General features: G+C 67.7%; 20 protein-coding genes. 18 read left to right on the plus strand and 2 right to left on the minus strand.

Going from position 1 to position 19,436, the window contains the following annotated elements:
• Positions 1-7 precede the first annotated feature (7 nt).
• From O9344_RS01275 to O9344_RS01300, 6 genes are all read left to right on the plus strand, one after another.
• Positions 8-805 (plus strand): ABC transporter ATP-binding protein, encoded by a 798-nt coding sequence (locus O9344_RS01275; protein ID WP_298471889.1) that lies wholly within the window; start codon positions 8-10, stop codon positions 803-805.
• Positions 798-2,078, plus strand: coding sequence for a DegT/DnrJ/EryC1/StrS aminotransferase family protein (locus tag O9344_RS01280; protein WP_298471891.1), 1,281 nt, complete (start codon positions 798-800; stop codon positions 2,076-2,078). Before O9344_RS01275 ends, O9344_RS01280 begins: the two co-directional genes overlap by 8 nt.
• A complete protein-coding gene (locus O9344_RS01285) occupies positions 2,075-3,124 on the plus strand; it encodes an ABC transporter substrate-binding protein (RefSeq protein ID WP_298471893.1) in 1,050 nt (349 codons plus the stop codon). The genes O9344_RS01280 and O9344_RS01285 overlap by 4 nt, the downstream gene beginning before the upstream one ends.
• 78 nt (positions 3,125-3,202) lie before the next feature.
• Positions 3,203-4,516 (plus strand): histidinol dehydrogenase, encoded by a 1,314-nt coding sequence (gene hisD / locus O9344_RS01290; RefSeq protein WP_298471896.1) that lies wholly within the window; start codon positions 3,203-3,205, stop codon positions 4,514-4,516.
• Positions 4,517-4,519: 3 nt separating this feature from the next.
• Positions 4,520-5,290, plus strand: a complete 771-nt coding sequence (locus O9344_RS01295; protein ID WP_298471898.1) for an SDR family oxidoreductase — start codon at positions 4,520-4,522, stop codon at positions 5,288-5,290.
• A 13-nt stretch (positions 5,291-5,303) separates the two neighbouring features.
• Positions 5,304-6,299 (plus strand): alcohol dehydrogenase catalytic domain-containing protein, encoded by a 996-nt coding sequence (locus tag O9344_RS01300; RefSeq protein ID WP_298471900.1) that lies wholly within the window; start codon positions 5,304-5,306, stop codon positions 6,297-6,299.
• Between the two features lie 43 nt (positions 6,300-6,342).
• Here O9344_RS01300 and O9344_RS01305 read toward each other — a convergent pair whose 3' ends face one another.
• On the minus strand, positions 6,343-6,549 hold the full coding sequence (locus tag O9344_RS01305) for a hypothetical protein (RefSeq protein ID WP_298471902.1): 207 nt from the start codon (positions 6,547-6,549) through the stop codon (positions 6,343-6,345).
• Positions 6,550-6,950: 401 nt separating this feature from the next.
• Positions 6,951-7,964, minus strand: coding sequence for a GntR family transcriptional regulator (locus O9344_RS01310; protein ID WP_298471903.1), 1,014 nt, complete (start codon positions 7,962-7,964; stop codon positions 6,951-6,953).
• A gap of 109 nt (positions 7,965-8,073) precedes the next feature.
• On the opposite strand from O9344_RS01310, the gene O9344_RS01315 reads away from it, so the two are divergent.
• The 12 genes from O9344_RS01315 to phnC all read left to right on the plus strand — a co-directional run bounded on the left by O9344_RS01315 (position 8,074) and on the right by phnC (position 19,428).
• The gene (locus O9344_RS01315; protein ID WP_298471906.1) at positions 8,074-8,817 is read left to right on the plus strand and encodes an SDR family oxidoreductase; all 744 of its coding nucleotides are present in this window, start codon (positions 8,074-8,076) and stop codon (positions 8,815-8,817) included.
• Between the two features lie 38 nt (positions 8,818-8,855).
• The gene (locus tag O9344_RS01320) at positions 8,856-9,914 is read left to right on the plus strand and encodes an Ldh family oxidoreductase (RefSeq protein WP_298471908.1); all 1,059 of its coding nucleotides are present in this window, start codon (positions 8,856-8,858) and stop codon (positions 9,912-9,914) included.
• Between the two features lie 58 nt (positions 9,915-9,972).
• On the plus strand, positions 9,973-10,968 hold the full coding sequence (locus O9344_RS01325) for a C4-dicarboxylate TRAP transporter substrate-binding protein (RefSeq protein WP_298471910.1): 996 nt from the start codon (positions 9,973-9,975) through the stop codon (positions 10,966-10,968).
• Between the two features lie 20 nt (positions 10,969-10,988).
• Complete coding sequence (locus O9344_RS01330) at positions 10,989-11,483, plus strand: TRAP transporter small permease (RefSeq protein ID WP_298471912.1); 495 nt, start codon at positions 10,989-10,991, stop codon at positions 11,481-11,483.
• Positions 11,484-11,492: 9 nt separating this feature from the next.
• Positions 11,493-12,776: a TRAP transporter large permease subunit gene (locus O9344_RS01335; protein ID WP_298471914.1), complete on the plus strand. Its 1,284-nt coding sequence runs from the start codon at positions 11,493-11,495 to the stop codon at positions 12,774-12,776.
• 379 nt (positions 12,777-13,155) lie between these two features.
• Entirely contained in the window at positions 13,156-13,872 is a 717-nt protein-coding gene (gene phnF, locus O9344_RS01340) for a phosphonate metabolism transcriptional regulator PhnF (protein ID WP_298471916.1), read from the plus strand.
• A 79-nt stretch (positions 13,873-13,951) separates the two neighbouring features.
• On the plus strand, positions 13,952-15,136 hold the full coding sequence (locus O9344_RS01345; protein ID WP_298471918.1) for an ABC transporter ATP-binding protein: 1,185 nt from the start codon (positions 13,952-13,954) through the stop codon (positions 15,134-15,136).
• The gene (locus O9344_RS01350; RefSeq protein ID WP_298471920.1) at positions 15,129-16,064 is read left to right on the plus strand and encodes a sugar ABC transporter permease; all 936 of its coding nucleotides are present in this window, start codon (positions 15,129-15,131) and stop codon (positions 16,062-16,064) included. Before O9344_RS01345 ends, O9344_RS01350 begins: the two co-directional genes overlap by 8 nt.
• A 7-nt stretch (positions 16,065-16,071) precedes the next feature.
• Positions 16,072-16,908 carry a carbohydrate ABC transporter permease gene (locus tag O9344_RS01355; RefSeq protein WP_298471922.1) on the plus strand — a complete coding sequence of 279 codons (837 nt, stop codon included), beginning with the start codon at positions 16,072-16,074 and terminating at the stop codon, positions 16,906-16,908.
• 23 nt (positions 16,909-16,931) lie between these two features.
• Complete coding sequence (locus O9344_RS01360; protein ID WP_298471924.1) at positions 16,932-17,795, plus strand: phosphate/phosphite/phosphonate ABC transporter substrate-binding protein; 864 nt, start codon at positions 16,932-16,934, stop codon at positions 17,793-17,795.
• Positions 17,796-17,797: 2 nt separating this feature from the next.
• Positions 17,798-18,625: a phosphonate ABC transporter, permease protein PhnE gene (gene phnE / locus O9344_RS01365; RefSeq protein WP_298471925.1), complete on the plus strand. Its 828-nt coding sequence runs from the start codon at positions 17,798-17,800 to the stop codon at positions 18,623-18,625.
• Complete coding sequence (phnC, locus tag O9344_RS01370) at positions 18,625-19,428, plus strand: phosphonate ABC transporter ATP-binding protein (RefSeq protein WP_298471927.1); 804 nt, start codon at positions 18,625-18,627, stop codon at positions 19,426-19,428. Before phnE ends, phnC begins: the two co-directional genes overlap by 1 nt.
• Positions 19,429-19,436 lie beyond the last annotated feature (8 nt).

Here is a 19,436-nt window from a genome sequence, read left to right on the forward strand (position 1 = left end):
GCGCCAGATGGGTTCGATCCGCTTCCAGGGCGTCAACAAGGTCTTCGGCCCGGCGAGTTCCGGCGTGAAGGTCCTCGACGACATCAACCTCGACATCGCGGAGCGGGAGTTCGTGGCGATCGTCGGCCCCTCGGGCTGTGGCAAGACCACCTGCCTGAGAATGGTCGCCGGCTTCGAGGCCCCGACGTCGGGGATCGTCAGTGTCAGCGGCAGGACCGTCACCGAGCCCGGACCGGACCGCGCCGTCGTTTTCCAGCAGTTCGCGCTTTTCCCGTGGAAGACGGTACGCGCCAACATCGACCTCGGCCTGCGCAACAAGAACCTACCGAAGGACCAGCGCGACGACCTGATCGCCAACGCCCTCAAGCTGATGAACCTGGAGAGTCATGCGGAGGCCTTCCCGCACCAGTTGTCAGGCGGCATGCAGCAGCGCGTCGCCATCGCCCGCGCCTATGTGCTCGATCCCGAGGTGCTGCTGATGGACGAGCCGTTTGGCGCCCTCGATGCGCAGACGCGCGTCGTCATGCAAGAGGAGCTGGTGCGGCTCGCGCGGGTCAATCCGCGCACGGTCCTCTTCATCACCCATGCCGTCGAGGAGGCCGTCTACCTGGCTGACCGGGTGGCGATCATGACCAGGCGCCCGGGGCGCATCAAGGAGATCCTCGACGTCAGGACGGTCCGTCAGTCGGAGAACTGGGACAGGTTCAACAAGATCGAGGACGTGATGGACCTCGAATCCTTCGTCCACCTGCGCACCCACATCTGGCGGTCCCTCCGCGAGGAGAAGGGGGCCCAGGGTGTCTGAACCCCGCCGGCTGATGCGTGACCTCACCGACCCCGCCCCCGTGCCGGAGGCCGGAATCGCGCGCGCGGTCGAACTGATGCGCTCGGGTCGGCTCTTCCGCTATGGCGAACTCGGCGCGGACCAGGCCGATGCCGCCCTGCTTGAACGGGAATTTGCCGCGCTGGTCGGGCGGCGGCACTGCATCGCGGTCAATTCGGGCGGCGGCGCGCTGTTCCTGGCGCTCAAGGTTCTCGACGTGCGTCCCGACGAGCCTGTCCTGGTCAATGCCTTCACCCTCGCGCCGGTGCCGGGAGCGATCGTCCACGCGGGCGCTCGGCCCGTCATCGTCGCCATCGGGCCCGACTACAAGATCGACGTCGAGGACCTGCGGCGGAAGGCCGCCGACAGCGGCGCGCGCGTCCTCATGCTGTCCCACATGCGCGGGCACCTCGCCGACATGGACGCCGTGATGGCCGTCTGCGACGAGCTCGGCCTGCTGCTGGTCGAAGACTGCGCCCATGCGCTCGGCGCCCGCTGGGGCGAGCGCATGATCGGAACGTTCGGCGTCGCCGCAGGCTTCAGCGCGCAGACCTACAAGCACCTGAATGCCGGAGAGGGCGGCTTCCTCGTCGTTGACGATCCGGATCTCGCGGCCCGCGCCATCCTGCATTCCGGCAGCTACATGCTGCACCAGCAGCATCTCGATCCGCCGCCGCCTGAGACCATGGCGCGCTGGACCGAGCGGACACCCAATTTCAGCCTCCGCATGACGGCACTGGCGGCGGCGCTGCTGCGGCCGCAGCTTCACGACCTGCCCGAACGCGTCGATCGCTGGAACGCCATTTACAGGCGGATAGCGGCAGGCCTTGCCCGCGCGCAGGCCGTGCGGCTGCCGGTGCGCCCGCCCACGGAGCATTTCACCGCGACCTCGATCCAGTTCTCCCTGCCCGGTCTCTCGGCTCGGGAGATCATGGCCGTCCTCGACCTCGCGCGGGCTCGCGGCCTGCCGATCAAGTGGTTCGGAGCGGCCGAGCAGGCCGGCTTCACCAGCGCGCCGCGCCACTGGCGCTATGCGCCGGGCCAGAGCGGCCTGGACGACACTCACCGCATCCTCGCGACCCTCTGCGACATCCGCACCCCGGTGTCGCTGACGGACGAGGAATGCGACCTGATTGCGGACATCGTCCGTGAAAGCCTCGAAGCAGTGACTTGCGGATCAACCGCAGCCGAACGGCACGGCGCCGCCCCGGAACGGAGCGGCTCCCGCCACCAACACCCGGGAGGAACACCATGAAGAAGACCCTGGCCGCACTGGCCCTCGCCCTTGGCCTCGCCGCAGCCCCCGCGGCGGCACAGGTACCCGCCGCCATCGGCGTGAGCTACCAGCCATCGCTCTACTGGGCGCTGCCGTTCCACTACGCCACGGTGAAGGGCTGGTGGGCCCAGGTCGGGCTGAACCCGAACTTCTCGACCTTCCCGGCGGGCGCGCCGCAGGTCGCCGCCGCCGCGGCACGGTCCTGGGATGTCGGCGGCACCGGCTCGGTGCCGGCCGTGCTCGGCGCGGTGCGGTTCAACCTCATGACCATCGGCATCACCAACGACGAATCGAAAACCAACGCCGTGATGGTCCGCGGCGACCGGTTCGACGCGATCCGCGCCAACCCGGCGTCCCTGCGCGGCCAACGCCTGCTGCTGACCACCAATTCGACCGTCCATTTCGCGGCGCGCCGCTGCCTGGAACGCCTCGGCGTCAACCCCGCCGACATGCAGTTCGTGAACCTTGGCCAGGCGCAGATCATTACCGCCCTGACCTCGAACAACGGCGACATTGCCGGCGTCTGGGCGCCGAACACCTACACGCTGGAGGAGCGCGCAAATGCCCGCTACCTCTGCTCGGGCGCCGAGGCCAACGCCATCGTTCCCGGCGCGCTGATCGTCCGCTCCGACTTCGCGCGGGAGCGGCCCGACGACGTCGCTAAGTTCCTCGCGGTCTATCTGCGCGGCTGGTCCTGGGCCAAGGCAAACCCGGCCGAGGCCCGCCGCCTCGCCCTCGATTTCTACAAGCAGGGTGGTCTCGAGGTCTCCGAGCGGGCGATGGACCAGGAGTTTGCGTTGCGGCCGACCTTCGGCCTCGACGAGCAGCTGAGGATGATGGCCCGTAGCGGCGGCGCCGCCTCCACTGTCGACGGCTGGTTCAGCGAGATCGGCAAGTTCGCGACCGAGGTGGGCACTATTCCCGCCAACCCGGAGGCCAGCAGCTACATCACCGACGACTTCCTCAAGCGGGTCGCCGCCAATCCGCAGCTGCGCGCCTTCGCCACCGAGTTCGATCGGCGCTGACCTCGCCTGCCATATGCCGCGCACGGGCCAACAAGGGCCCGTGCGCCTGCAGAATGACGATTCCGGAGACAACCCGCCATGGCCATCACCCACCTTAAAACGGCGACGAAGACGCCGGAAACGGAGACGGACACGGCGCGCAAGGTGGTCACGGACATGCTGGCGGCGATCGAGGCCGGCGGCGAGCGTGCCGTCCGCGACTATTCCCTCAGCCTCGACAAATGGTCCGGCGACATCGTCATGAGCCCGGAGGCCATTGCCGCACGGATCGCCGAGGTGCCGGCTTCGGTGAAGGAGGACATCGCCTTCGCCGCCGCCCAGGTCCGCCGGTTCGCCGAGGCCCAGCGCGCCTCGGTGCAGGACTTCTCGCTGGAGATCACGCCCGGGCTGACGCTCGGCCAGAGGCTGGTGCCGGTCAACACCGCCGGCTGCTATGTGCCGACCGGCCGCTACGCCCATATCGCCTCGGCCTACATGTCGATCGCCACCGCCAAGGCGGCGGGCGTTAAGACCGTCGTCGCCTGTTCGGCCCCCTATCGCGGCGAGGGCATTCATCCCGAGGTGCTTTACGCCATGACCGTGGCCGGCGCCGACGTGATCATGTGCCTCGGCGGTGTCCAGGCCATCGCCGCAATGACCTACGGCCTTTTCACCGGGCGCAAGGCCGACATCATCGTGGGTCCGGGCAACAAGTTCGTCGCCGAGGCCAAACGCATGCTGTTCGGCAAGGTCGGCATCGACGTCTTCGCCGGCCCATCGGAGGTCTGCGTCATCGCCGACGACACCTGCGACCCGATGATCGTCGCGACCGACCTCGTCGGCCAGGCCGAGCACGGCCATGAGAGCCCGGCCTGGCTCATTACCAATTCGCGCTCCGTCGCCGACGAGGTGGCGCGGCTGATGCCGCTGCTCATCGACAAGCTGCCGCCGACGGCGCGCGATGCCGCCGCGGCTGCCTGGCGAGACTATGGCGAGATCGTCCTCTGCGACAGCCGCGACGAGATGGTTCAGGTCTCCGACACCTATGCCTGCGAGCACCTTGAGGTCCATTGCGCCGACCTGGCCTGGTGGCATCAGAACCTGACGAATTATGGCTCGCTCTTCCTCGGCGAGGAAACCAACGTTGCCTTCGGCGACAAGGCCTCGGGACCCAACCACATCCTCCCCACCAAGTTCGCTGCCCGCTACTCGGCAGGGCTGTCGGTGCACAAGTTCCTCAAGCCGCTGACCTGGCAGCAGATGACCCGCGAGGCCTGCACGGTGATCGCGCCGCTGTCGGCGCGGATCTCGCGGCTGGAGGGCATGGAGGCCCATGCCCGCACCTCGGACGTACGGCTGGCGAAATTTTCCCCGGGGCGCAGCTTCGACCTCGGCCGGCCGGTCGAGAGCTGATCCATGTTCCGTCTCGCCGGGCTCTTCGACCTCACGGGCCGCACCGCGCTGGTGACGGGCGGGAACAGTGGCATCGGCCTCGCCATGGCCCGCGCCTTGGGGGAAGCGGGGGCCGGTATCGTGCTCGCCGCGCGCCGGGCTGCAGAGACCGACGCAGCGGTCGCCGACTTGATGGCGGAGGGGATCGCGGCCAAGGGCCTCGTGGTGGACCTCGCGACGCCCACCTGCGCGGTCACCGTGACCCACGCACTCGCGGCGCTTGGCCTGTCGCCCGACATTCTCGTCAACGCCGCGGGAGTGAACCTCCGCCAGCCCTTCACCGAGGTCACGGCAGAGGGCTTTGACCTGCACATGGCCCTGCACCTCAGGGCTCCCTTCCTGCTCGCCCAAGCGCTGGCGCCGGCCATGGCCGATCGCGGCTGGGGCCGCATCATCAACATCGCGTCGCTGCAGAGCTATCGCGCCTTCCCCAACAGTGCCCCCTACGGCGCCGGCAAAGGCGGCGTGGTGCAGCTCACCCGCGCCATAGCTGAAGCCTGGTCGCGCCGCGGAATCACCTGCAACGCCATCGCGCCGGGGTTCTTCCCGACCCCCCTCACCGCCCCCGTCTTCGCCGATCCCGAGCGCGCCGCCCGCAATGCCGAGCAAACCGCGATCGGACGGAACGGAGAACTGTCCGACCTCACCGGGGCAACGGTGTTCCTCGCCTCCGACGCATCAGCCTATGTGACCGGCCAGACCCTCGCGGTCGACGGCGGCTTCACCGCCAAATGACGGAAGACTGTCCATGAAGGCGCTCGTCTACACGGCACCCCACAGCCTCGCCTTCCGTGACGAGCCGGACCCGGTCCCGGAAGACGGAGAGGTTCTCGTCCGTGTCGAGGCGGTCGGCATCTGCGGCTCGGACATGCATGCCTATCACGGGCATGATGCCCGCCGGCCCGCGCCGCTCATCCTCGGCCACGAGGCTGCGGGTCGGATCGTTGGCGGACCACGTGATGGCGAGCGCGTGACGATCAATCCCCTCGTCGTCGATCCGACCTGCCCCAGCGCCATCGCCGGCCGCCCTCACCTGTCACCCTCGCGCCAGATCATTTCCATGCCGCCGCGCGCCGGCGCCTTTGCCGAGTTCGTGCGGATCCCCGAGCGCAATGTCGTCGGAATCCCTGACAGCCTGCCGATCGAACATGCGGCGCTAGCGGAACCCATCGCAGTCTCGTGGCATGCGGTGTGGCTGGGGGCCCAGAAGCTTCAGCAACCTTTCGCAACCGCTCGCGTGGCTATTCTGGGCGGCGGCGCCATCGGCCTTGCCGCCGCCCTCGTAAGCCGTCTGTTCGGCGCCTCGGACATCCGCATCGGCGAACCCAACCCGCTGCGGCGTCAGACAATCACTAAGGGCGAAGGTTTCACCGTCTATGAGCCCGGATCGGCCGGAGAACCCACCGAAAACAGCGTCGATCTGGTCATCGATGCCGTCGGCGCCCGCGCCAGCCGGGCCGCAGCCTGTGCCATGGTGCGACCGGGCGGCGTGATCGTCCATGCCGGGCTCCTGCCGGGCCATGATGGTCTCGACATCCGCAAGATCACACTCCAGGAGGTCACGCTGACCGGCACCTATTGCTACACGCCGGTGGATTTCGCCCACACCGTCGCCGCTCTCAGCGCAGGGCGTCTGGGCGGCTTGGGCTGGTTCGAGGAACGACCGTTGAGCGCGGGCTCGTCAGCCTTCGAAGCCATTGACGCCGGCACGACACCGGCCGCCAAGATCGTCCTGCGGCCCTGATCGCGACCGTTCCCTCTGGAAGGCGCCTCGGCAAGATATCGCGCTAGCGTCTGGTTTCGGCAGGCTGTTGAATGTCCGCTATGGTGGCGCTCTGCCACGTATGATGACCGACTGTGCCGCCATTCTTTGCAATACCTTTTTCCAGCATCGCAACGGCACGATACAAGAGCGCCGGATCCTTGCGAATGTGCTCTGCATAGATGCGGTGATGGAGAAGGCTAGCCCGCTCCGAGATCTCATCAGCGTTCATCTGATACTCCTGCTGCTGGATCACCACATCCGGGACGACGGAATTGTCCGTTCGCTTGATAATGCCTCATTCCATCAGGAGGAAAAGCAATGCGCATCGCCTCCTGCCTACTGGCCCAGACGAGCGGCATTATCGCAAGTCCGCTCGTAGCCCCTGGTCGGATGTCTGCTTTTGAGGCGCGAAGCGGACGAGTGCCGCGGACCGGTAATGGGCCCTGAGAGCGGACATCGGCAACGTCTGCGACTGGTCCCATCAGAGTCCACGCCATAGGCGGGCGCCTGTCGATGGTCGAGGGGCTTCCGACGGCGGCAAGATCCATGACCTGACGGGCGATTGCGCTGTGGTCACCGGGGCGTGGCTTTGGGGGTCTTGCAGCTGATGAGCCACCAGACGCTCTTCTGCTAGCTCATCCTTACGAGGTACCCGACGTCTGACGGAGTGACGATGCCCCGGACCATCTCGATGCGATAGACGGCACGGTCGAGAGAGAGAACCAGGTGCTCGCGCAGCGCGTCAGCGGCCTCATCGACATGACCTCCGACCAAGCGATCGAGAACACGACGATGCTCGGGCAGGAACGGCTCGGTCGGAAAGATCCGGGGGGCGGTCATGTAGAGGAAGCTATGGGCGCTGAGCAGCGACTGATAGAGGGCGATGGCCTCGACCATGGTGCGATTGCCGCAATGGCCAAGGAGGTCGACATGCAGCTCGCGCTCCAACCGATCGAGTTCCGGTCCGTCGAGTTCCTCGGCGCGGCCGATCGCTTCGTCGATGCTGGCGAGGAGCGATGAAGCCATGGACGGGGGAAGGCGCGGCGCGGCGTTGATCAAGGCCTGGGGTTCGAGGGCCCGGCGCATCTCATAGAGATCGGCCATATAGTCGCGCCCGAGACCCGGCACATACCATCGCGACCGCTTGTCCTGTTTGACGATGCCGCGCTGTTGCAGGCGACCCAGCACCTCACGGGCAACCGTCCGCGATACCCCATAGTGCTCGGCAAGCTCGGCCTCGACGATGCGCCAGGAGCCGAACGACATCCGGGCCACGAGGGTCGCCTCGACATCGCCGTAGATTCGCGCCCAGCTCGCCTCGGCGGCGATCCGCACCGCGCTTTCCCGGCCAAAAGCGGGCCGCGCTCCCTCCGGCTGAGGCGCAGACGCACCAACCACATAGGTCAGGCCACGGCCAGAGAGCCAGCCGGCCGCCTTCAGCTCCTCCAATGCCCGCCTCACCGGCCCCCGGCTGGTGCCGAATTCGCGAGCCACCGCAGCGGTGCGCAGAACAGTGCCGGGGGCCAGGGCGCCGGACGCAAGACGCTCCGTCAGCGCGCCCACGAGCTGTTCGAACACACGCGGTGCCTTGCCCTGAAATGCCTGCTGCGACACGTCCAGCACTTTGCGAGCCCCGCGGTCCATCGACCCTCCCTCCAGTCTAGCGCGACCGCCGGTCGCAGAAACAGAGGTTGTCCGGCACATAAAAATGTCTAGTGTATACACAAAACAAGAATGGCATCGGGAGTGCGTCGTGACAGGAAGGCTGCAGGGCAAGCGGGTTCTGGTGACCGGCGCCGGCCAGGGTATCGGTCGGGCCATTGCACTCGCCTGTGCCGGCGAAGGCGCCAGCGTCCTCGCCACGAGCCGGACGTTGGCGAAGCTTCAGGATCTGCCCGGGCTGTCATCCGCCATTGTCATCGCCGCGCTCGACGTGACGGATGACCGGGCCATTCCACCCGTGATCGCTGAGGCGGGTGCCGTTGACGTTCTGATCCATGCTGCGGGCTGGGTGCATTCCGGCACCATCCTCGATTGCTCGCCGGACGACTGGGCGCGCAGCCTCGACCAGAACGCCACCTCCGCCTATCGCATGATGCGCGCCGTCCTGCCGGGCATGCTGGATCGGGGGCACGGCACCATCGTCAACGTGGCCTCCGTCGCGTCCAGCCTGACGGGCGTCGCCGGCCGCACGGCCTATGGAGCCAGCAAGGCGGCGCTGATCGGACTCAGCAAGGCCGTGGCCCGCGACTTCATCAGCCGCGGCATCCGCTGCAACGTGTTGTGCCCTGGCACGACGGACACCCCCTCGCTCGCCGAGCGCATCTCGGCCAATTCCGACGCCGAGGCCGCGCGCAAGGCGATGATCGCCCGCCATCCCATCGGCCGGCTCGCCTCAGTGGACGAGATGGCGGCTGCCGCCGTCTTCCTCGCCAGCGACGAGAGCGGGTTCATGACCGGGCAGTTGCTCGTCATCGACGGGGGGCAGACGCTGTGAGCACGGCCTCCGTCACCCCGGCCCCATCAGTCGATTCCGTGGTCCGTGTCGCGCCGTCTGCCCTTGAGCGCTTCTGCCAGGGTGTCCTTGCCGCGGCGGGTGCCGATGCGGCGACGGCTGTGGCTGCGACCCGGGCGATGATGCACGGCTCGCTCTTCGGCATCGACAGCCACGGCGTCCGCCTCACCGGCCATTACGTGAAGGCCATCGAGGGTGGCCGGGTGATCGGCAAGCCCCACATCGAGGTGACCCGCACCGGGCCGGCGGCCGCCGTGCTCGACGGCGGCGACGGTCACGGCGCAGTGGTCACCTTCGCCGCCATGGAGGCGGCATGCGACATGGCCACGACGGCCGGGATCGCCGCGGTGGCGATCCGCCGGTCTTCCCATTTCGGCGCGGCGGGCGCCTATGCGCTGGCTGCCGCGGAAGCCGGCTTCATCGGCATCGCCGTCTGCAATTCCGACAGTTTCATGCGGCTGCATGGCGGCGCTGAGCGGTTCCACGGCACCAATCCCATCGCGGCGGGCGTGCCCGTGGCTGGCGGCAAGCCCTGGCTTCTGGACATGGCCACAAGCGCCATCCCCTACAACCGTGTCCTGCTCTACCGCAGCCTCGGACTGCCGCTGCCCGACGGCGTCGCCTCGGATGGCGCCGGCATCGACATCGCGGACCCCCACGGGGTGGAGATGCTCGCCCCCCTCGGGGCTGCCTTCGGCCATAAGGGAGCGGGCCTCGCCGGCCTCGTGGAGATCCTCTCCGCCGTCCTGACGGGCATGCGGCTGTCCTTCGACATCGCCCCCATGGGCGGGCCGGATTTTTCCACGCCGCGCGGCATGGGGGCCTTCGTCGTGGCAATCCGGCCCGACGCCTTCATCGACCGGGACAGCTTCGACGCAGCGATGCGGCGCTATCTCGACCGGCTGCGCGGTTCGTGCACGGCACCGGGGGCCGCCGTCATGGCGCCCGGCGACAGGGAATGGGCGGAAGCCGAGAGGCGCCGCCAGGACGGGATCCCGGTGGACCCCGTCACGATCGAGGATTTCACCGCGTTGGCGAAGCGCCTCGGCGTTCCGCTGCCGGTCTTCGATCGCAATTGATGACGCATTGGACACCACGACCGTTCCCCAGAGGACGGCACACCAGGGAGAAGGAACGATGAAGACGGGTCTCAAGACCATGGCCGGCCTGCTTGCCGGCGTGGCGCTCTCGCTCGCCATGCCGGCGCCGGCGGCCGCCCAGCAGTTCACGCTCAGGCTCAACCACGTGCTGGCGCCGACCGAGCCGTTCCACGAAGGATTCCAGCTCTGGGCGCGTCGCGTCGAGGAGCGCACCCGCGGCGCCCTGCGCATGCAGATCTTCCACTCCGCCCAGTTGGGCGTCGAGGAGGACATCATCGAGCAGATGCGCCAGGGCGCGAATATCGGCCAGAACACCGATGCCGCGCGCCTCGGCACCTATGTCCGCGGCATCGCGGTGATGAACGGTCCCTATTTCGCCGAGACTCTCGACGAGGTGGCGAAGCTCAGGGAGTCGCCCACCATCAAGCGCTTCGTCGACGAGCTCGCCAATCAGCACGGCCTGCGCGTCGTCTGCTTCGACTGGGTGCAGGGCATGCGCCACTTCTACACCAACAAGCCCGTGCGCAAGCCTGAGGACCTCGCAGGCCTGCGCATCCGCACGCCGCCGGCCCCCATCTGGCAGGAATCGATCCGCGCGCTCGGCGCCTCGCCGGTCGCGATGGCCTTCGGCGAGATGTATCCGGCGCTCCAGCAGAAGGCGATCGACGGCGTCGAGCTCGTGCACAACAACATTCCCGGCCGCCGCTTCTGGGAGGTGCTGAGCCACGCCAACGAGACCTCGCACATCCTGCTGATCAACTTCCAGGTCGTCGGCTCCCAGTTCTTCAACCGTCTGCCGGCCGAACTCCAGACCGCGCTGGTGGAGGAGTGCCAGAAGGCCGGCCGCGAAACCTCGGAGAAGATCCTCGCCTCGGAGGCGCAGGTGCGCCAGACGCTGCGCGAGCGCGGCATGACGCTGGTCACCGACATCGATCTCGCCGCCTTCCGCCGCGCCGGCGAGCGCGCCTATCAGACGCTGAACCTGCTCGAAGTGCGCGACGCCGTGCACCGCGAGATCGGCAAGCAGCGCTGACACGGCTCCAGCACGAGGGCATGACGATGCGATCCTTCCACCATCACCTCGGCCGCGCCGAGGCCGTGATCGCCGGCAGCTTCCTCGTGCTGATGGTCGTCCTGATCTTCGCCGGCGGCGTCGGTCGACTGATGGGCTATCCGCTCAATTGGTCGGGCGATGCCGCCACGGCGCTCTTTGCCTGGGCCTGCTTCCTCAGTGCCGATATCGCCTGGCGCCACAACGCCTTCATGTCGGTCGATCTCCTGATCGACCGACTCACCCCATCGGCGCGCCACGCCCTGGTGATCGCCAACCACCTGATCGTCCTCGCCTTCCTCGCCTTCATCGTGGTCGCGGGCCTGTGGCTCGCCTGGATCAGCCGGGCCCGGACGTTCCAGGGCCTTCCCAACGTCAGCTATTCCATCGTCACGCTCAGCCTGCCGATCGGCTGCGCGCTGATGTTCCTGACATCCGCTTTCAAGCTGCTCGACCATCTCAAGGCCGGGCCACGGCCGGCGACCGAGGAAGAGTGAGGACCGCCCATGCTCACAGTCTTCATCGCCTTCCTCGTCCTCACCCTCGTCGGCGTACCCGTGGCCTTCGCGCTGGGCATTTCGGGCGCCATCTTCTTCATCCTCAACCCGGACATCCCCTTCACCGTCCCGGTCCAGCTGACGGTGTCGCAGACGCAGAACTTCGCGCTGCTGGCCATCCCGCTGTTCATCATGGCGGGCAATTTCCTCAACCAGTCGGCCATCACCGAGCGGATGATCCAGCTCGCCACCGTGCTGGTCGGCCGGCTCAAGGGCGGCCTCGCGCAGGTCGACCTCGCGCTCTCGGGCCTCATGGGCGGTGTCTCGGGCTCGGCCATTGCCGATGCGGCCATGTCGGCGCGCATGCTCGGCCCGAACATGATCAAGCGCGGCATGTCGAAGGGCTTCGTCGCCGGCATCATCTCCTATTCGTCATTGCTGACGCCGGTGATCCCGCCGGGCATCGGCATGATCCTCTACGGGACGGTGGGACAGGTCTCGATCGGCCGGCTGTTCGCAGCGGGTTTCGTGCCGGCCTTCCTGCTCTGGGCGGCCATGGCGGCGGTCATCTGGGTGGTGGCGCGGCGACGCGGCTATGATGCCGAACTCAAGGAACGGCCGACGGTTCGCCAGATCGGCAGCGCCTTCAAGGCCAGCATCTGGGCGATCCTTTTTCCCGTCTTCCTGCTGCTTGGTCTGCGCTGGGGCGTCTTCACGCCCTCCGAGGTCGGCGCCTTCGCGGTGGTCTATGCCGTGGGCGTCGGGATCTTCGCCCATCGAGCGCTCACCCGTGCCGGCTTCCTCGAAGGGCTCGAGATGAGCCTCAGGGACGTCGGCTCGGTCATGTTCCTGCTCTCTCTCGCTGCGATCTTCAGCTACGGCATCGTCTACGAGCAGGTGCCGGACACCATCTCGCGCTGGGTGCTGGGGGTGAGCCGCGACCTTGAGACGGTGATGGTCATCATCGTGCTCCTGGTCATCGTCGCGGGCTTCGTTGTCGACGGGGCCATCCTCATCGTTATGCTGACGCCGATCTTCCTGCCGCTGATCCTCAGCCTCGGCGGCGACCCCGTCCATTTCGGCATCATCTTCATCATCGCGGCAACCATCGGCAATTTCACACCGCCCGTCGGTGCCGCCATGTTCGCCGTCTGCACGATCCTGAAGGTGTCGATCGCCGACTACACACGGGAATCCCTGCCCTTCTTCATCGCGGTCTGTGCCATCACGCTGCTGATGATCTTCACACCCGCCCTGGTGTTGTGGATCCCCGACCTCATGTTCGCGCGTTAGCGTCTGCTGAAGCGACGGTTCTCCAGCTCCAGAGAAACCGAGCCTTTGCCTTGATGGCCGGATGCAAGCTCGCATGCCCTTCGCGGCGACCAGGTCGCGAAGGCTCCCGGCGAGACCCGTCTCGTTCCGACGGTCTCGGCCCGTCATCCCCTGCACCGCGTGACGGTTGACGTCTTTCCAACCGAGGCCGTCGAGACCTTCGCCCGAATTCTCGTCACGATCGACAATCTGGCGGCAGGCCAAGGAGCCTTGGCCGCCAAGGAAGCGTAACCGAATATCCCTCATCAGCCTGTCTCCATCGACCCGAGAACGAGGCGGACTTGCCATTGGCCCGCAAATGAAGGAGGCCTCGTCGCTCCAAGGGGGACCGGGACGATCCATGGCGAAGACGCGCTTTCCGGTCTGGAGGCTCATCCAGAGCGATCTCGAGGCCGAGATCCGCGCCGGCCTGATTGGCCCCGGCGACCAGCTCCCCTCCGAACACGATCTTGCCGAGCGCTTCGGCGTGAACCGCCACACGGTGCGCATGGCGCTCGCCAATCTGGCCATGCTCGGGCTGGTGCGGGCCCGGCGCGGGCGCGGCGTCTTCGTTGAGGACAGGCCGCCGGAATATCGCATCACCCGCGATTCCAAGTGGAGTGAGATCGAGCGGCAGATGAATGCCGGCCCCTCCGGGCGTGTGGTGGGGACGGAGGAGCGGATCGCCACCGCCGCCATCGCCGGACATCTCGGTGTCACCGAAGGCACGCCGTTGATCCTGATCGAAACGGTGCGCGGCGCCAGCCCCTCCCTGCTCATCTACAGCTACCACCTGTTCGAGCGCAGTCGCTTTCACGGCATCGGCGAGGCGGTGGCCAATTCCGGCAGTTTCACCCGTGCGCTCGCCGATTTCGGCGTCGACGCCTTCTACCGTGCCTCGACCTGGCTCGACTGTCGCATGCCGCGCCCCCGCGAGGCCGAAGCGCTGTCGATCCCGCTCGATGCGCCTGTCATGGTGATGATGTACGTCGACAGCGACGCGGACGGCCGTCCCCTGCTCTACGGGAACGCAGTCATTCCTTCCGGCAGCCTCATCGTCCGGATCGACACGCTCTGAGCCATTCGTCACATGTCCGTTAACTTGTCGAGTTAAAGGCGACAAGTGAGGCGCCGCTGGCGTCGTTGGGCAGGACGCCATGGCCGGGATCTCGCTACGCGCCATCCGCAAGAGTTTTCGCGACACGTCCGTGCTGCAGGGCGTGTCGCTCGATATCGCCGATGGCGAGTTCCTGACGCTGGTCGGTCCGTCGGGCTGCGGCAAGACGACGATCCTGCGCATCATCGCCGGCCTGGAAACGCAGGACGACGGCGACGTCGCGATCGGCGGCGCCGTGGTGGACGACCTGCCACCCAAGGCGCGCGACATCGCCATGGTGTTCCAGTCCTACGCGCTCTACCCCTACATGACGGTGGCCGAGAATATCGGCCTGCCGCTGGAAATGCGGCGCCTGAACGCCGCACAGCGCCTGCCGGTCCTCGGCCGCGCCATGCCGGGTGCAGGGGCTCTTCGCGCCGGCATCGCAGCGGACGTTACGGCGGTCGCGGAGGGGCTCGGCATCGGCCATCTCCTGGCGCGCCGGCCCGCCCAGCTCTCCGGCGGCCAGCGCCAGCGTGTCGCCCTGGCGCGGGCCATGGTGCGCCGCCCCAAGGCCTTCCTCATGGATGAGCCGCTGTCAAACCTCGATGCGAAGATGCGCGTCCAGGCCCGCACCGAGATTTCGGAGCTGCATCGCAGCCTCGGCACCACCTTCGTCTATGTCACCCATGACCAGGCCGAGGCCATGACCATGTCGGACCGCGTGGCGGTCATGATGGGCGGCCGACTGATGCAGGTGGCGCGCCCCCAGGCGATCTACGACGACCCGCAGGACCTCGCCGTGGCGAACTTCATCGGCACGCCCGAGATCAACACCATCCCCGGACGGGTCGAGCAGGACGGGCGCCTCGCAGTCCTTGGCGAGCCATGGCCGATCGACGTCGCCGCCCCCGCCGGCAGCCAGGTCACCGTCGCGATCCGTCCCGAAGCACTGGCGATAGCTGGCGATGCGGCCGGCTCCATCACGCTGAGCGGCACCGTCCGGCATGTTGAGATGCTGGGCGCCGAGACCCTCGTCCACCTGCGCCTGTCTGCCGTCGACAAGCCGGTTATCGCCCGGGTCGAGCCGACGGTCGGCGCCCGCTTCCGCCCCGGCGAGGAAGCCCATGTCTCGGTGGCACCGGGACGCGTGCTGGTCTTCGCCGCCGACGGCCGCCGGCTCGTCGCCGAGGCCGAGACGGCAGCGCCGCTGCAGCCACGCCCGGCGGTCGCGCTCCATGTCTGACGTTGCGCTCCCCCACGCCGCGAGTCTCGTGGCGCATCGGCGCAAAGCCGCCGGCGAGGCCGCCGAGCAACTTGCCGCCTGGGTGCTGGCTGGCCCCGCCTTCGTGCTGATCTGGGTGATGCTGCTCGGCCCCACCGTCGCCGTCGTGGTGCTCTCCTTCACCGACTGGACCTTCGGCATGCCGGAGATCGCCTGGGCGGGTCTCGACAATTACCGCGAGATGGCGGCCGACGCGGTGTTTTGGCAGACGCTGCGCAACACGCTGACCTACGTCGCCTTCGTGGTGCCGCTGTCGGTCTTCCTCGGTCTCGGCGCCGCCATCCTGATCGAGGCCGGCACCAGCCTGCGCGGCTTCTATCGAGCCGCTTTCTTCCTGCCCGTCGTTTCGACCCTGCTGGCCATGGCGCTGGTGTTCCAGTTCGCCTTCCATCCGACGGTCGGAGCCATCAACCTGGCACTTGCCTTCGTCGGACTGCCGACCACCGACTGGCTGAAGAACCCCAACACCGCTCTCTTTGCCCTTGGCGTCATCGGCGTCTGGCAGGCGATCGGCCTCTCCATGGTCCTGTTTGTCGCCGGCCTGAAGGCCATCCCGAAGGACCTCTACGAGGCCGCGGCGGTGGACGGGGCAGACGGCGCCTTCGAGCGGTTCCGGCGCGTGACCTGGCCGATGCTCGGCCCGGCGACGCTCTTCGTCGTCACCATCACCGCCATCAGGTCCTTCCAGGTCTTTGACACGGTTCAGGTGCTCACCGATGGCGGGCCGAACAAGGCCACCAACGTCCTGCTGTTCCAGATGTACCAGGAGGGCTTTTCCTTCCTGCGCTCTGCCTATGCCGCCGCCCTCACCGTCGTCTTCCTCGGCTTTGTCCTGCTGGTCACCGTCATCCAGGTGAAGCTGCAGGAGCGCCACACCCACTACGGCTGAGGCTCCCGTGCGAACCCGATCCTCCGGCCTCGGCTTCCAGCTCTTCCGCCACGGCGTCCTTGGCCTTGGCGCCATCCTCATGCTGGCGCCCTTCGTCATCATGGTCTCGGTGAGCCTGAAGCCCTCCGGCGAGATTTTTGCGCCGGAGTTCGCGCTGCTGCCGAAGCAGTGGCACGCCTGGCAGAACTATTCCGACGCCTTCACCCGCCAGCCACTCGCCCGCTACATTCTCAACGGCTTCATTGTCACCGGCGCCATCTTCACCTGCCAGCTGCTGACCGCCCTGCCCTGCGCCTATGCGCTGGCGAAGCTGCGCTGGCGCGGCCGCGAGACAATGTTCCTGCTGGTGCTGCTCGGGCTGCTGATCCCGCCGCAGGTGACCGCCATCCCCCTCTACATCCTGCTCTGGCAGCTCGGCCTGTTGAACACCTACGCAGCGATCATCCTGCCCTCGACCATCTCGGTCTTCGGCATCTTCCTGCTGAGGCAGTTCTTTCTCACCGTCCCGGACGACCTGATCAACGCCGCCCGGCTCGACGGGCTCGGCGAGTTCGCCATCGTCTGGTGCATCATGATGCCGACGGCCATGCCGGCAGTCGTCGCCTTCGGCGTGCTGTCGCTGGTGTGGAACTGGAACGAGTTCTTCTGGCCGCTGGTGGTCATCCAGTCCGAGCATCTCGCCACCCCGCCGCTGGGGGTCGTGTTCTTCGCCAGCGCCGAGGCGGGGACGAATTACGGGCCGCTCATGGCCGCCGCGACCGCCATCACCGCCCCCCTCGTCATCGCCTTCCTCGCTGCCCAGCGCTGGTTCATCGACGGCGTCACCATGACGGCCGTGAAGTGAGCATGTCCCACCGGAGACCGACCATGACCCCCATCAACCGCCGCCTTGTCCTCGCCGCCGCCGGAGCCGTGATCGCGGCTCCCGCGCTCGCCCAGACCCGTCCCACGCTGAAGATCGGCCTTGGGCCGCAGCAGCCGACCCAGGCCGACACCCGCCGCGTCTGGGAGCCGGTCTACAAGGCCGTTGCCGACAAGGTTGGCGCCAATCTGGAGCTGCAGGTCGCCAATGACTGGGCCGGCATCGCCACGGCGCTCGCCAATGAGCAGATCGACGTCGCCCAGATGGGTCCCTGGGGCTATATTCTCGCCAAGGTGCGGGGCGATGCCCGCATCATCAACACGATGCTGGTCAACGGCATCCCCACCTACAAGGCGATCATCGTCGCCCGTCCGGGCCTGACCATCACCGCCTTCCCCGAGGATGCCCGCGGCAAGTCCATGCAGATGCTCGACGTCGGCTCGACCTCGGGCTGGCTGGTGCCGACCCATTTCCTGCGCTCCAAGGGCATCGACCCCAAGACCTTCTTCGGCCGCTACGCCGAGGGCGCTTCCGCCGCTGCCGCGCAGATGGCGACCATCAACGGCCAGGTCGACCTTGCCACGGGCTGGGACACCCACCGCAACACCATGATCCGCAACGGCACGATCCAGCCGACCTCCAACACGGTCGTATGGGAATCCGACCCGCTGCCGAACGAGTGCGTCGTGGTGTCGAAGAGCTTCCCACAGGCCCGTGCCGAGGCCATCGGCGCGGCACTCGCCGGCCTGTCCGACGAGGAGAAGAAGCTGCTGCCCTGGCCCTATACCGGCTTCGTGCCGGCCACCCACCAGCCCTACGAGGGCCTGGAAAAGATGGGCCGGGACCTCGGCGCGATCCGGACCTCGTGACGATGGTCCGCGACGACGTCCCCGTGCGGCGGGCTGACGGCTCCTATGCGGAGCCGTCGGTCACCCTGCTGTCCCGCGCCACTCTGGCGCGGGTCGCGGTCATCGTGGCTGTCGTCGCCTTCATCCTCGCGTCGGTGCGCATCGCCGAGGTGGATCCTGCCAAGCTCGTGACCGGCCTGCCGCGGCTGTGGTCGTGGGCGTCCAAGGCCTGGCCGCCCTATGCCGGCGACTTCGACGCTTTCCTCTACCGGGCGCTCGAGACGGTGGCGATCGCCACGGTCGGCACGGCGGTCGCGACGCTGCTTGCCTTCCCGCTGTCGGTCTTCATTGCCCGCAATGTCACGCCCTCGCCGCTCCTGTCGGTGCCTGTCAGAGCGGTGGTCAACGCCTTCCGCGGCATCGACACGGTGGTCTTCGCCATCCTGTTCGTTGCAGCCGTTGGCCTCGGGCCCTTCGCCGGGGTGCTGGGCATGATCGTTCATTCGCTGGGCGTCATCGCCAAGCTCAATGCCGAGGCCATCGAGACCATCCCGCCCGCCCCTCTCGAGGCCGCGGCGCTGTCGGGGGCCAATCGCACCAAGGTCGTCACCTACGCCATGCTGCCGACCGTGCTGCCGAACCTTGCCTCGGTCTCGCTCTATGTCTGGGAGGCCAATGTCCGCACCTCGACCATCCTCGGCATCGTCGGGGCCGGGGGCATCGGCATCGAGATCAAGGCGGCCATCGACCTCCTCGACTTCCAGAAGCTCCTGACCCTCTCGGCCATCGTGCTGGTCATGGTCACCGCCATCGACCAGTTCTCGGCCTGGCTGCGGCGGAGGCTGGTCTGATGCCTGCCGTGCTCAGCCTCAGCGGCGTGTCCAAGACCTATGGATCGACCATCGCCCTCGCCGACGTATCCTTCACCGTCGCGCCCGGCGAGGTCGTAGCCCTGGTCGGCCCCTCCGGGGCGGGCAAATCGACGGTCTTCCGCTGCGTGACGCGGCTCGTTGCGCCCGATGCCGGCAGTGTATCCGTCCTCGGAAGCGACCTTGCAGGCCTGCGTGGCCGGCAGCTCAGGGACGCGCGCCGCGACATCGGTCTCATCTTCCAGCAGTTCAACCTGATCAGCCGCATGTCGGCCCTCGACAACGTCCTGGCGGGCCGCATGGGCCACGTGGCGACATGGCGCGTCGTCGCCCGCCGCTTCCCCGCCGCGGATCGGCAGCTGGCGCTCGCCTGCCTCGACCGGGTCGGGCTCCTCGACAAGGCCTACCAGCGCGCCGACTCCCTCTCGGGCGGCCAGCAGCAGAGGGTTGCCATCGCGCGGGTCCTCGCGCAGCGCTCGCGGGTGCTCCTCGCAGACGAGCCAGTCTCGAGCCTCGACCCAAAGGCCGCCGACAACGTGCTGACGGTGCTGCGCTCCGTCGCGCGGGAGAACGGCATCGCCGTCCTGTGTTCGCTGCACCAGGTCGATCTGGCGCGACGCTTCGCCGACCGTGTCGTCGCCTTGCGCAGCGGACGGCTGGTGCTCGACGCGCCAGCCGCGGCCCTCACTCCCGCCGCCTTCGCCGACATCTACGGCACGCCGGAACCGCCGGCTGGCGAGACCCTCCCATCCTGCGACGCGCCCCCGCGCATCGCAGCTGCATGACGCATGTC

Origin of the sequence: Phreatobacter sp. (assembly GCF_027532945.1) — a bacterium.
Lineage (GTDB): Bacteria > Pseudomonadota > Alphaproteobacteria > Rhizobiales > Phreatobacteraceae > Phreatobacter.